Raw genomic sequence first — 12566 nt, forward strand, 5'->3', positions numbered from 1 at the left:
TCGTCCCAGGATGGCTCGCCCGACACCGGTGTCGGAGCGGCGGTCCGCACCGTCCGGACCCGCCGAGCTCGCCCGCGCCCGGGCCGTGCTCAGCGCCGGGCCGGTGGCGGACGCGTACGCGTCGTTCCGCCTCGCACGCGATCTCCTGTCCGACGACGACGCGGCGCCGCGTCTCACCCTCGCCGCGACGCTCGGCGCGGCCGACGCCGCCTGGGCGGCCGGGGACCGGAACACCTGCCTGGCGGAACTCGGCCCGGCGACGGATCTCGCGGATGCCACGCCCGATCCCGCAGCCGGCCTGCTCACCGACCACCTGACCGGCCTGCGGGCGCTCCTCGAGGGCCGCACCGCCGACGCCACCACGGCCCTGCGGCGGGTGATCGCCCGGGGCGCGTCCGGGCACCGGCCGCGACACCTGCACCGGGCGGCCGTCGCGGCGCTGGTGCTCGGGGACACGGGCACCGCGGGCCAGATCGGGGCGCGGGCACTGGCCGCGGCCCGCGCGCACGGCGACGACGACCTCGTCGCCGAGGCCCTCGAGTACCTCGCCTACGCCGAGATGCGCGCCGGGCAGCACGCCCGGGCGCGCGCCCACGCGGACGCCGGGCTCCGGGCGGCCGTCCTGGCGGGACAGCACAACACGGCCGCCCACCACCGGGCCGTCCTCGCCCTGACCGCCTCCGTCGAGGGCGACACCGGCGAGGTCGCCGACCGCGCGGCCGAGGCGCTCACCGTCGCGCGCCGCCACGGCCTGGCCCAGACCCGCACGCTGGCCGAGTGGGCACTCGCGCGGGCGGACCTCGGCCGCGGGCGGGCCGAGGACGCCGCGAGCCGGCTCGCGGGGCTCGTGTCGGCGCGGCCGGGCGGCGGGCACTTCGCGATCCGGCCGCTGCTGATGCCGCAGTTCGTGGAGGCGGCCGTGATCGCCGGGCAGGCCCGCGCCGCGCTGCCGGTGGTGCAGGAGATCGAGATCTGGACGGACCTCGGGATCGACGCCGGCGCCGCCGCGCAGCTCGCCCGCTGCCGCGCGCTGCTCGCGGCCCACGACGGGAACGACGACGCCGCCGCCCGGCTCTGGGCCCGCGCGCTGGAACTGCACGGGGACGGCGGCGACGGCTTCGAGCGCGCCACCACCCAGCTGCTCTACGGGAAGTGGCTGCGCCGCAGGCGGCGCCCGTCGGCCGCCCGGGTCCAGCTGCGCGAGGCGCTGCACGCCTACGAGCGGCACGGCGCGACGGCGTGGGCGGCCCAGGCCGCCGACGAACTGCGGGCGACGGGCGAGCCGGCCGGCGCGACGTCGTCGGCCGCGACACCGGCGCTGGCCCGGCTCACCCCGCACCAGCTGCGGATCGCGCGGTACGTGGCCGACGGCGCGACGAATCGCGAGGTGGCGCGGCGGCTGTCGGTGAGCGTGCGGACGGTGGACCACCACCTGCGCAACATCTTCGTGACCCTCGGGGTGCGCAGCCGGGTGGAGCTGACCCGGGTCGTGGTGGGGTGACGCGCGCCGGAGACCGGTGAGATTGCCGATGCGCGCACGCCGGGAGTCGGGTAGATCTTGCTCCGGCGGTCAGGCCCCGATGGCCCCCCAGCCGCTGTCTACCTGGAAGAGCAAGGGAGCATCAACCGTGCACGCAGTCAGCAGCCGGCGCTCGCGCCACACCACCAGAATCTCGGCGGTCCTCGCGGCCGCCGCCCTCGGCGTCGCCGGGTACACGGCCATCGGGAGTCCCGCCGCGTCCGCCGAGAACCCCTACGAGCGCGGGCCCGCCCCGACCGAGGCCTCGATCGAGGCCACGCGCGGGGCCTACGCGACCAGCTCGCGCACCGTGTCCTCGTGGGTCAGCGGCTTCGGCGGCGGCACCATCTACTACCCGACCACGACCAGCGACGGCACGTTCGGCGCCGTGGCGATCTCCCCCGGGTACACCGCCACCCAGTCGTCGATCTCCTGGCTCGGGCCCCGCCTGGCCTCGCAGGGCTTCGTGGTCATCACGATCGACACCGACTCGCGCTACGACCAGCCGGCCTCGCGCGGCGACCAGCTCCTGGCGGCCCTCGACTACGTCGTGGCCAGCAACGACATCGGTCCCCGCGTGGACCGGAACCGGCTCGCGGTCATGGGCCACTCCATGGGCGGCGGCGGCGCGCTGGAGGCCGCCAAGGACCGGCCGGCGCTCCAGGCGATCGTGCCCCTGACGGCCTGGAACACCGACAAGACCTGGGGCGACGTGAGCGTCCCGGCGCTCGTCGTCGGCGCCGAGAACGACGACGTCGCCTCGGTCACCTCGCACTCCGAGCCGTTCTACACCACGCTCGCCGGCGAGAAGATGTACCTCGAGCTGGACGGCGCGAGCCACTTCGCGCCCAACAGCCCCAACACGACGATCGCGAAGTACAGCATCTCGTGGCTCAAGCGGTTCGTCGACGACGACGTCCGCTACGACCAGTTCCTCTGCCCGCTGCCCGACGACTCCACGTTGTCGGAGAGCCGCGGGACCTGCCCGATGAGCTGACGTACCAGGTACTCCGGCCGGCCGGGATCCTCCCACGCGCAGGGACCCCGGCCGCCCGGTCGGCTATGCTCCGGGTCATGGCAGGGCGGACAGCGTTGTCCCGGCAGCGGCCCGTACCCTCCGGGGCCGCGGAGCTCGCCCGTGCCCGCGCCCTGCTCACCGGCGGGCCCGCGCAGGACGCCTACGCCTCCTTCCGCCTCGCCCGTGACCTGCTGTCCGACGACGCCGGGCTCGTCGTGGCCGCCACCCGCGGCGCCGCGCTGGCCGCCTGGGCGGCCGGCGACCACGCCGCGTGCCTGGCCGAGCTCGCCACGGCCGCGGGCGCCCCCGCGCCGGACACCGCCGACGACGTCGTCGCCCTCGTCACCGACTACCTCACCGGGCTGCGCGCCCTGCTGGAACTGCGCATCACCGACGCCCTCGGCCCGCTGCGGCGCGTCGTCGCGCAGGGATCCGGCGACGAGCGGCCCGAGGCGCTGCACCACGCGGCCGTCGCCGCCCTCGCGCTCGGCGACGTCGGCACCGCCTGCCAGGTCGGCGCGCGGGCGCTCGCCGCGGCCCGCGCGCACGCCGCCGCGGGCCTGCGCGCCGCGGCCGGGCCGGGCCGGCGCAACACGGCGGCCCACCATCACGCGGTGCTGGCGCTGGCCGCGTCGGTGGACGGCGCCGCGGCCGAGGTCGCCGAGCACGCGGCCGAGGCCCTCAAGGCAGCGCGCCGGCACGGCCTGGAGCAGACGCGGACGCTCGCGGAGTGGGCGCTCGCGCGAGCGGATCTCGGGCAGGGCCGCGCCGAGGACGCCGTCGCGCGGTTCGGCGCCCTCGTCTCACCGGGCCCGGGCGGCGGGCACTTCGCGCTGCGGCCGCTGCTCACGCCCGGGTTCGTGGAGGCGGCCGTGCTGGCGGGGCGGGCCGAGGCCGCCCGGCCGGTCCTCGGCGAGCTGGAGATCTGGGCGAAGCTCGACCTGGACGACGCCGCCGCGGCGCGGCTGACGCGCTGCCGCGCCCTGATGGCCGCGCACGACGGCGACGCGGAGTCCGCCGGGCACCTGTGGGCACGGGCGCTGGAGCTGCACGGGGACGGGTGCGACAGCTTCGAGCGCGCCACCACGCAGTTCCTGTACGGGAGGTGGCTGCGGCGGCGGCGCCGGCCGTCGCAGGCGCGCCGCCAGCTGCGGGAGGCGCTGCAGGCGTTCGAGCGGACGGGCGCCGCGGCCTGGGCGGGTCAGGCCGCGGACGAGCTGCGGGCGGCCGGGGAATCGGCCGGGGCGGCGGCGTCGGGCATCCCCCCGGTGGCGACCGTCGCGCCGTCGTCGTCCCTCCCGGTGACGGCCGGCGACACGCGCGACGGCACGCCGCTGGACCGGCTCACCCCGCATCAGCGCAGGATCGCGCGGTACGTGGCCGAGGGCGCCACGAACCGCGAGGTCGCGTGCCGGCTGTCGCTGAGCGTGCGGACGGTGGACCATCACCTGCGGAACATCTTCGCGGCGCTCGGGGTGCGCAGCCGGGTGGAGCTGACGCGCATCGTCACCGGCTGAACGAGCTGGTCATGGTAGACATGCCCCCATGACGCTGATCGCCGTCGGGGGTTACGCCCGTCGCAGTCGCCTGGCCGAGATCGCCCGCGTGCGGGTGGGCGTGACCCGCGAAGGGCTCGAGCGCGGGCCCGTGCTCCGGGAGGCGAGCGACATCCACGCCACCCTCGTCGCCCAGCTGAAGCAGCACTCAGGCGACGGCGTCGTCGACACCTGGGAGTCCACGTCCGTGCGCGCGTACACGTACACGGAGTGGCGCGGGAAGCGCGAGAAGCGCGCCGAGCGGTTCCGCGCGACGTCGTCCGTGCAGGCCGACTTCGTGGACTTCGAGGCGCTGTCCCGCTGGCTCCCCGAGATCGCCGACGTCGACGGGGTGTCGATCGGCGGCGTCGACTGGGCCCTCAAGCGCGAGACCCGGGAGCAGATGCAGACCGAGGTCCGGGCCGACGCCGCCCGCGAGACCCGCGCCCGCGCGGCCGCCTACGCCGACGCCCTCGGCCTGGACGAGCCGCGCTGCGTGGGCCTGTTCGAATCCGGCCTCCGCCCGGGCAAGGACTCGGGCGGCTCCCCGAACTACCCGGTGCCCGCCCCCGCGGCGGCCGCCCCCTCCTTCCGCGGCGCGGCGGCCGGCGCGGCGGAACCCCCGCCCCCGCCCCAGTTCGAGCTGGAACCCCCGGAACTGGACGTCACGATCTCGATCACGGCGGACTACGAGGCGTAGGCGGACTGACCTGGGAGGCCGCGCGGAGCCTTGGTGAGGATGGGGAAACCAACCCATCCTGGGCACGCCGAAACTCGCGAGTCTGGCTTGCCCGACATATATGCTGCGGGCATGCTCATCGCTGAAGATCTCCTGCTGCTCGCCGTCGACGACGAGTCGGGCAAGACCGTGCACGTCGACAACCTGGGCGCCCGTCTCGCGGGTGCGATCCTTGCCGACCTCGCCGAGGCCGACCGGATCCTCACCCGGGGCGCGCCGGAGGCCGGCGCGTCACAGGAGGACCGCAAGAAGGCCGCCGAGGCCAACATCCTGATCACGAACAACGCGGCCACGGGCAACAAGGCCCTCGACGCCGCCCTCGAGATCCTGAAGAACGAGCGCCAGGCCGGCAAGGTCGTGAACCTGGTCGCCAAGGACGCCGAGGACAACATCCTCGAGGGCCTCGTCGAGCGCGGCATCCTGGAGAAGAAGGAGACCAAGCTCTTCGCCCTCCTGCCGCAGACCAGCTGGCCCGCGCCGGACTCGTCGCACGAGAACGCGCTGCGCGCGAACCTCCGGAAGGTGCTGCTGGAGGGCGCCGAGCCCGACGCCCGCACCGGCACGCTCATCTCCCTGCTGCACGGCACGAGCCTCGTCTCGAACGTGCTCGGCAAGGACGTCGAGAAGGACGCCCGCAAGGCCGCCGAGGCGCGCGCCGAGGAGATCGCCGGCTCCGAGTGGGGCGCCGGGAACGTCGCCGCCCAGGTCGCGATCGCGGCGTCGGCCGCCGCCGTCGTCGCCGTGGGCGCCGCCGTCGCCACCGCGATCATCCTGTCGCAGAAGAACGCCGCCGAGGCAGAGGCCGCCCCGGCCGCCCAGGCCTGAGCCCGGCGCTCGACCCGGACCGCCCGAGGCGGCATCCCCACCGGGGGTGCCGCCTCGGCCGTTGCCGCCCCGGGCGTGGCACGATCGAGTCATGACCAAACTCACCGGACAGCAGATCGCCGACCAGGGCCTTGCCGGCTGGGTGTACCTCGGGGACGCCCTGTACACGCGGATCGCCACGGGGAGCTTCACCGCCGGGCTGCAGCTCGTGAACGCCGTCGGCCTGGCCGCCGAGGAGGCGAACCACCACCCCGACGTCGACCTCCGCTACCCGCACGTCGACATCCGCCTGACCACCCACGACGCCGGAGGCGTCACGGACCGCGACATCGCGCTGGCCCGCACCGTCACGGACCTCGCCGAGGCCGCGGGCGCCGCCCTCGACGGCACCGGGCTGTCCCGCGTGCTGATCACCCTCGACACCCCGGCGCACGACGGGATCCTGCCCTTCTGGCGCGAGTTCCTCGCCTACGAACCCCCCGCCGGCAGCGAGAACGGGCCCTGGAGGGGCACCGTGCTCGGCGACCCCACGGGCCGCAACCCGAGGCTCTGGTTCCAGGAGTCGGGCGCCTCCGAGCCGCGCCAGCGCTGGCACCTCGACGTCTGGGTGGACCCGTCGCAGGTGCGCTCGCGCCTCGACGCCGCGGTCGCGGCGGGCGGCCGCGTGGTCGACGCCGGCGAGGCCCCCGCCTACTGGGTCCTCGCCGACGCCGAGGGCAACCGCTCCTGCCTGTGCACCTGGCAGTCCCGCGACTGAGGTCAGCCGACGAGGTAGGCCCGCCGCACCGTCTCGGTCACGGTGTTCCCCGCCGCGTCCGAGACCTCGGCCCGCAGTGACACGTGCCCGGCCGTGGCCGGCGCCGTGATCGCGGCCACGCCGCCGGTCACCTCGGCCGGATGCCAGGTGGCGCCGTCGTCGTCGGACCACGACAGGCCGACGACGGCGTCGCCGTCCGCGCCCGTCACGTCCAGCGCGACCTCGGTCTCGGCGGGCGCCCTGCCGTCCAGCCCGATCCCGGCCACGTCGTAGCTCACGTCGAGCAGCGCGTGCTCGCCGGACCCCGGCTCGGCGCGGAACGTCCACTCGGCCGAGACCTCGGGCGACGTCGCCCACGCGCCCGACCCGTGCGCCGCCTCCAGCGCCACCCGGTAGCCCGCGCCGCCCGCGGGCAGCGGCACGTCGACGACGCCGGCCGGCTCCTGGGCGACGAGCTCGCCGTCCTGCCACACGGTCAGCCGCACCTCCTCGTCGACGAGCGCGGAGTAGCCGTGCCCGTCCGCGTCCACCCACAGCCCCGGCGTCACGGCCAGCCGGTCCGGGGTGCGCACCGTCACGCCGACCGGCGAGTGCACGGCCCCGCCGAACGTCTCGGCCTGCTCGGACCCCGGCGCGTACGTGTCCAGCTCGGTCTCGAACGCGCCCTGCGGCCCGGCGTCGGACTGGAACCAGGTGGACTTGAACCACCGGACGTCTCCCGCGGTGACGAACTCCGTCCGGCTCGTCCCGGCGTCCACCGGCCGCAGCATGGAGAACGCGATCGAGCGGCCGGGCGGCAGCGCGCCCCAGCCGGTCTGCGCCGCCATGCCCTCGCCGGGCGCCGCGTAGGAGGCGCGCATCGCGGCCAGCTCGCCGGCCCGCACCGTGAACGTGCCGGTCGTGACGGGCTCCTGCTGGAAGGCGAGGTCGTACAGGTACGACGGCGTCGCGCCGTCGGCGACCGGTTCGGCGAGGGTCGCCTTGACGACGTGGTCGTAGCGGCCCACCGCCACCGCCCGCGTCGGCGTCACGAAGGCCGCCACCGGCGCCGGGGCGAGGAACGTGCTCGAGACCCCGGGCCCGGTCGCCGACAGCCGCTGGTCGTCCAGCCCGATCTCGACCGGCTCGGCGGACCGGGGCGCCGTGACCGACACGGGCAGCGCCTCGCGGGCGTCCAGCGTGACCGTCAGGTTCTTGTTCACCGTGAGCTCCGGCTCCAGGACGTCGGCGACCGCCTTGACCGGCCCGGCCGCGTCGGCCGTCACGAGGGTGCCCGTGATCGAGTAGGTCCCGCGCGGCACGCGGAACGTGCGCTCCGCCGTGTCCATCCCGTCGAAGTCCAGGAACTTGTCCAGGTCGTCGACGTTCATCACCGTCAGGTCCGTCCAGCCCGCGTGCGGCTGCCCGTCGCGCCCGATCGTCCTGACCGTCACCTCGAACAGCTCCGGCTCCTTCTCCCAGCCGACGGGCGTGCGCACGGCCGCCCCGTCCGCGCCCGTGGCGACGACGACGCCGCTGTACCGGCCCACGGCCCCGGCGGTCCGGTCCACGGTGACGTCCACCGTCGCGGTCCCGCCCGCGGGCACGGTCACCTGATCCCGCGAGAGCCCGAGCAGCCCGGCCGCCGGCGTCCCGTCCGGCCCGGTCACGGTCCCGGCGAGATCCAGCGTGACGTCCGCCGCGCCGCCGTTGGCGTAGGTGATCGTGTCCGTCGCCGATCCGCCGTGCGGGTACGCGAACAGCCCCAGCGACACCGACGCCGGGCTCGCCAGCACCTCCTGCCCGATCGCCGCGGGCACGTCGATCCGTCCCGCGCCCTCGTCCCAGACGGTCCCGCCGGTCGCGGCGGCCGACCCCATCAGGGCCGCCTTGGCCTGCGCCGGGGTGAGGCCGGGCCGCGCCTGCAGCAGCGCCGCCGCCGCGCCCGCGACGTGCGGCGTCGCCATCGACGTGCCGGACAGCGCGGTGTGCAGGTCGTCGACGACGTCGCCGAGCTCCGTCCCCGCGCCGCGCGCCGCCACGATCCCGTCACCGGGCGCGACGACGTCCGGCTTGATCGCGCCGTCGCCGCCGCGCGGCCCCCTGCTGGAGAACGCCGTGACCTGGTCGGCGTCGTCGACCGCCCCGACCGTGAGGGCCGACGACGCCGAGCCGGGCGTCGCGATCGTGCCGTGGTCGTGCGCGTTCCCGGCCGCGACGACGAACAGCGTCCCGTGCTCCCTCGTCAGCGTGTCGAGGGCGACCGCGGCCGGGTCGGTGCCGTCGGTGTACTCCGACGAGCCGAGCGACAGGTTCACGACGTCGGCGCCCTGCGTGGCCGCCCACTCCATCCCGTCGATCACCCACGACATCTCGCCCGCGCCGGCGTCGTCCAGCACCTTGCCGACCATGAGGTCGGCGCCGGGCGCGACGCCCTTGTTCGCGCCGTCCGACGCCGTGCCCGAGCCCGCCGCGATGGACGCGACGTGCGTGCCGTGGCCCTGGCCGTCGGCGACGCCGCCGGTCCCGGCGAAGTCCTTGCTCGCGACGACCCGGCCCGCCAGGTCCGGGTGGGTGGCGTCGATGCCGGTGTCGAGGACGGCGAGCCTCACGCCCTCGCCCGTGTGCCCGGCCGCCCAGGCCGCCGGGGCGCCGATCTGCGGCATCGAGTCGGCGTCGGAGGCCCGGAGGGTCGCGTCGAGCCAGACGTGCTCGATGCGCGGCACGCCCGACCGGGTGCTCGTGCCCGCGGCCTGCGCGGCCAGCACGTCCGCGAGCGCCGCCCCGGACTCGGGGCCGACGTCGGTGGACACCGCACCCACGGATTCCAGGCGGTGCTGGGGCTCGAGCCCGGCGGCCTGCCAGACGGTGGTGTCGGACAGCGGCCCGGCGCTGCCGGCGCCCGCCTCCTGCACGATGACGGGGAGGCGGCCGCCGGTGCCGTAGCCGCCGGCGACGAGCCCGGCGACGTCGAACAGCGCGCGGTCGAGGCGTTCGGGGACGAGGCGGCCGACGTCGGTGGGGATCACGTACAGGTGCTCGCCGTCGTCGCGGGTGACGAAGGCGACGTCCTCGCGCCCGGGGCCGGGCTGGACGGCGGCGGACCGGCGGCCGTCCGGGGTGGTGGTGAGGGTGACGCGGTCGCCGGTGACCAGGGTGACGGTGGTGGCGGCCGTGCCGTCGGCGGCCGGGGCGGGCTGGTCCGGCGGATCGGCGGACGCGGTGGCGCCGAGGAGCGCGCCCCCGCCCGCCACGAGTGCCGCTGCGATGACCGAGGCGGCTGTGGCTCTGATGCGCAAGGTTCCGTCCCTTCGTCGGGCCGGGGCGGTGCGTCCCGCCCGCGGGTGAAAAAGTGGTCCCGAAGCTACTGGGGGCGGCGGGGATGAACCACAGATTTCACCCAGGTGAAGCGATTAACAGCTATGCCGGGGCAACGAGGCGAGGCTGCGGACCGCTCCGGCGGGAAAGCTGCCGGGGTCAGGCGCGGCGCGGCAGCGGCCGCAGGACGCCGTCCTCCGTGCGGGCCTGGACCATCGACTCCGGGGAGGGCGCCGGCGGTTCCGTCATCTCCGAGGCGTCGGCGGTCGCGCGGCAGTAGACACCGCCCTGGCCGGCGCGGCACATGCCGTGCAGGCCCGCGGCGAAGGAGTACAGGTCCTCCCCCGCGGCGCCGCCGCGGCGGAAGCGGCGCGAGAGCGCCCACTGGTCGACCAGGAGCTTGACGGTGTCGGGCTGCACCTTCGCGTACAGGGACAGGACGTGCGCGGACAGCCGGATGACCAGGCGGGCGCCGTCCTCGCTCTCGGCGATCATCTGGGCCGACAGCAGCCCGTCGTCGTCCCGGCGGGCGCCGAGGAGCCGTTCGAGCTGACCGAGCACCGACGCCGGGTCCACCACCTGGGAGCGCACGGTGGCGTGCACGGGACGGCCGTCGACGGAGGCGGCGGCGGTCTCGTCGTCCGGGCTCAAGAAGTACTCGAACTGCATGCGGAGCATCATTCCCTATGTCGCGGCGTGCTCCCAAACCCGGTCAACCCGCGGGCTCAGGCGTTCGGGCTCGTGGCGAGGAAGCCGCCGAGGCCGATCATCATGACGCCGCCGGTGGCGCCGAGCCCGTCGAGCCGTTCCGGCTTGCGCGCGAACCAGGTCCGCGCGCTGCTCGCCAGCAGCACCCAGATCGCGTCGGACGCGAACGCGAGCACCGCGAAGATCGTCGCGAGCAGCAGGATCTGGGGCGCGGCGGCGGCGTCGGGCGCGAGGAACTGCGGCAGGAACGCCACGAGGAACACGATCGTCTTGGGGTTGGTCACCCCGACGACGAACCCGGCGCGCACGGCGGCGAACCCGGTGGTGCGGCGGTCGGGGGCGCCGCCGGTCAGCGCCGCGCGCGCGTCGGCGCGGTGCCGGATCGCCTGCACGCCCAGGTAGATCACGTAGGCCGCGCCGGCCAGCTTGAGCACGGTGAACGCCGTCGACGACGCCGCCACGAGCGCCCCCAGCCCGACGGCCACCGCGGCCCCCTGCACGAACATCCCGGTCGCGTTCCCCAGCACCGACAGGATGGCGTCCCGCCGCCCGGCCGTCAGCGCCCGGCCGAGCGCGAACAGCAGGCTCGGGCCGGGGATCTCGATGAGGATGATCGACGCGACCACGAACGCGGCGAGCTGGGCAAGGGTAGGCACGGGCGCCATTGTGCGGCACGCGACCGGGTGCACGGAAGCTGATTCCGCGGGCGCGGGCCGTCGGGCGGGCGGGCGACCGGTCAGTCGTCCCGTCCGACGTGCCGCTCGAGCCACGCGACCAGCGGCTCCATGGCGCGCCAGGCCGTGACGATCTCGTCCTTCGCGCGCGGCGTCGTCAGCCAGTCCGGCGACCCGAGGTCGCGGCCGCACGTCAGGGTCTTGTGGCGCAGCAGGTCGCCGCGCGGGTGCTCCTTGTCGAAGCCCGGCGGCACGCGCCGGAGCCGTTCGCCGTCGACGGTCAGCCCCGCGGCCGTCACCGCGCCGACAGCGGCGACCAGGTCCGGTCCCACCGTGTCCAGGGCGACCGCCCGCCGCAGCCGGGTCAGCTGCTCGCGCGAGGTGCGCCAGTACCCGCCCGCCACGAACAGCCCGGCCGCCGACACGTGCACGTACCGGCTCGACTCGCCGAACCAGATCCCCTGCTGGGTCTTGTAGGGCGACTTGTCCTTGCTGAACCGCACGTCGCGGTACGGCCGGAAGTACTTGCCCGGCCCGAACTCGTCCTCGACCTCCTCCGCGAGCGCCAGCAGCGGCTCCCGGACGGACCGCTCGTAGACGTCCTTGCGGGCGGTCCAGAACGCCTTGGAGTTGTCCGCCTCGAGGTCCTCGTAGAAGTCGAGCGCGGCGGTGGGGATGCCGGTGAACGCCATGGTCCCGACACTATCCGCGCTCGATGCGCGCCGCTCCCCGCGCGGCGGGCAGCGCGTCCAGGAGGCTCGTCAGGGGCGCCGGGATCCGGGCCAGGTCCACCGCGTCCGCGAGCAGGCGGCCGTAGCGTTCCTTGCGGCCCGCCGTGGTGCCGAGGAAGCGGTGCAGCTGCTCCGCGGCGGGCCGGCCGCGGTGCGCGGGCTGGTTCTGCAGCTTGCGGAACCGCGCCAGCTCGCCCTCGGCGGCGACGACGTCGAGCACGGCGGGCGTGCCGAGCGCGCGGATCATCTCGTCCTCGAGGTCCGCGACGCAGGCGTGGAAGCCGAGGGCCGCGAGCGCCTCCCGGGTGGGCGCGGGGCCGAGTCCCGCGGCCTCGGCGGCGCGCCGGAAGTAGGGCTCCTCGGCGGCGTCGTACAGCCCGGCGACGGCGAGGCCCGGCCGCGCGGCGAGTTCGCCCAGGTAGTGCCGGATGTTCGTGGCGCCGCCCATGGCGACGACCCGCACGCCTTCGGCGGCCAGGTCGCGGCCGAGGCGGGCCGCGACGGTCTCGACCGCGTTGCGGTCGCTGGCCCCCTCGACGAGGACGACGGCGCCGGTGTGCGGCGGCAGGGTGACGGGCTCCATCAGCGCGACGCTCCGGACGGGCTCATGAGGGCACCCTACGAGCGCCGCGGCCGCGGGTCACGGTGATTCCCGCGGGCCCCGCCGATGCGGCCCGATGAGTTCGTGGCGCCCGCGTCGTCGGTACCGGTGGGCGTCGTCGTGCCCTGCCCGACGACGCCGCCTGCGCGACCACCACGACCG

The 12566-nt window shown here is 75.9% G+C and carries 11 protein-coding genes; 6 read left to right on the plus strand and 5 right to left on the minus strand.

Annotated elements, in window-relative coordinates; all coding sequences use genetic code 11:
- The first annotated feature begins 10 nt into the window (after positions 1–10).
- The 6 genes from ABD208_RS06380 (at position 11) to ABD208_RS06405 (ending at position 6393) form a co-directional block, all read left to right on the plus strand.
- Positions 11–1501, plus strand: a complete 1491-nt coding sequence (locus ABD208_RS06380) for a helix-turn-helix transcriptional regulator (RefSeq protein WP_344100697.1) — start codon at positions 11–13, stop codon at positions 1499–1501.
- A 127-nt stretch (positions 1502–1628) separates the two neighbouring features.
- The gene (locus ABD208_RS06385; RefSeq protein ID WP_344100699.1) at positions 1629–2516 is read left to right on the plus strand and encodes an alpha/beta hydrolase family protein; all 888 of its coding nucleotides are present in this window, start codon (positions 1629–1631) and stop codon (positions 2514–2516) included.
- 77 nt (positions 2517–2593) lie between these two features.
- Positions 2594–4054, plus strand: a complete 1461-nt coding sequence (locus ABD208_RS06390) for a helix-turn-helix transcriptional regulator (protein WP_344100701.1) — start codon at positions 2594–2596, stop codon at positions 4052–4054.
- Between the two features lie 28 nt (positions 4055–4082).
- A complete protein-coding gene (locus ABD208_RS06395; protein WP_344100703.1) occupies positions 4083–4772 on the plus strand; it encodes an SIMPL domain-containing protein in 690 nt (229 codons plus the stop codon).
- Positions 4773–4883: 111 nt separating this feature from the next.
- Positions 4884–5636 carry a GOLPH3/VPS74 family protein gene (locus tag ABD208_RS06400; protein WP_344100705.1) on the plus strand — a complete coding sequence of 251 codons (753 nt, stop codon included), beginning with the start codon at positions 4884–4886 and terminating at the stop codon, positions 5634–5636.
- A 91-nt stretch (positions 5637–5727) separates the two neighbouring features.
- A complete protein-coding gene (locus ABD208_RS06405; protein ID WP_344100707.1) occupies positions 5728–6393 on the plus strand; it encodes a 4a-hydroxytetrahydrobiopterin dehydratase in 666 nt (221 codons plus the stop codon).
- Between the two features lie 2 nt (positions 6394–6395).
- On the opposite strand, the gene ABD208_RS06410 is transcribed toward ABD208_RS06405, so the two are convergent.
- The 5 genes from ABD208_RS06410 to ABD208_RS06430 form a co-directional block, all read right to left on the minus strand.
- A complete protein-coding gene (locus tag ABD208_RS06410; RefSeq protein ID WP_344100709.1) occupies positions 6396–9671 on the minus strand; it encodes a S8 family serine peptidase in 3276 nt (1091 codons plus the stop codon).
- Between the two features lie 178 nt (positions 9672–9849).
- Positions 9850–10359 (minus strand): hypothetical protein, encoded by a 510-nt coding sequence (locus ABD208_RS06415; RefSeq protein ID WP_344100711.1) that lies wholly within the window; start codon positions 10357–10359, stop codon positions 9850–9852.
- A gap of 56 nt (positions 10360–10415) precedes the next feature.
- The gene (locus ABD208_RS06420; RefSeq protein ID WP_344100713.1) at positions 10416–11063 is read right to left on the minus strand and encodes a LysE family translocator; all 648 of its coding nucleotides are present in this window, start codon (positions 11061–11063) and stop codon (positions 10416–10418) included.
- A gap of 71 nt (positions 11064–11134) precedes the next feature.
- Positions 11135–11764 carry a DUF2461 domain-containing protein gene (locus tag ABD208_RS06425; protein WP_344100715.1) on the minus strand — a complete coding sequence of 210 codons (630 nt, stop codon included), beginning with the start codon at positions 11762–11764 and terminating at the stop codon, positions 11135–11137.
- A 10-nt stretch (positions 11765–11774) separates the two neighbouring features.
- A complete protein-coding gene (locus tag ABD208_RS06430) occupies positions 11775–12386 on the minus strand; it encodes a TOPRIM nucleotidyl transferase/hydrolase domain-containing protein (protein ID WP_344100717.1) in 612 nt (203 codons plus the stop codon).
- Positions 12387–12566 lie beyond the last annotated feature (180 nt).

Origin of the sequence: Myceligenerans crystallogenes, from assembly GCF_039529775.1 — a bacterium.
GTDB lineage: Bacteria > Actinomycetota > Actinomycetes > Actinomycetales > Cellulomonadaceae > Myceligenerans > Myceligenerans crystallogenes.

Excerpts from the sequence above, each read along its gene's own strand:
- ABD208_RS06380 (WP_344100697.1), top strand. The coding sequence starts at position 11 with ATGGCTCGCCCGACACCGGTGTCGGAGCGGCGGTCCGCACCGTCCGGA.
- ABD208_RS06390 (WP_344100701.1), top strand. The coding sequence starts at position 2,594 with ATGGCAGGGCGGACAGCGTTGTCCCGGCAGCGGCCCGTACCCTCCGGG.
- ABD208_RS06395 (WP_344100703.1), top strand. The coding sequence starts at position 4,083 with ATGACGCTGATCGCCGTCGGGGGTTACGCCCGTCGCAGTCGCCTGGCC.
- ABD208_RS06400 (WP_344100705.1), top strand. The coding sequence starts at position 4,884 with ATGCTCATCGCTGAAGATCTCCTGCTGCTCGCCGTCGACGACGAGTCG.
- ABD208_RS06405 (WP_344100707.1), top strand. The coding sequence starts at position 5,728 with ATGACCAAACTCACCGGACAGCAGATCGCCGACCAGGGCCTTGCCGGC.
- ABD208_RS06415 (WP_344100711.1), bottom strand. The coding sequence starts at position 10,359 with ATGCAGTTCGAGTACTTCTTGAGCCCGGACGACGAGACCGCCGCCGCC.
- ABD208_RS06420 (WP_344100713.1), bottom strand. The coding sequence starts at position 11,063 with ATGGCGCCCGTGCCTACCCTTGCCCAGCTCGCCGCGTTCGTGGTCGCG.
- ABD208_RS06425 (WP_344100715.1), bottom strand. The coding sequence starts at position 11,764 with ATGGCGTTCACCGGCATCCCCACCGCCGCGCTCGACTTCTACGAGGAC.
- ABD208_RS06430 (WP_344100717.1), bottom strand. The coding sequence starts at position 12,386 with ATGGAGCCCGTCACCCTGCCGCCGCACACCGGCGCCGTCGTCCTCGTC.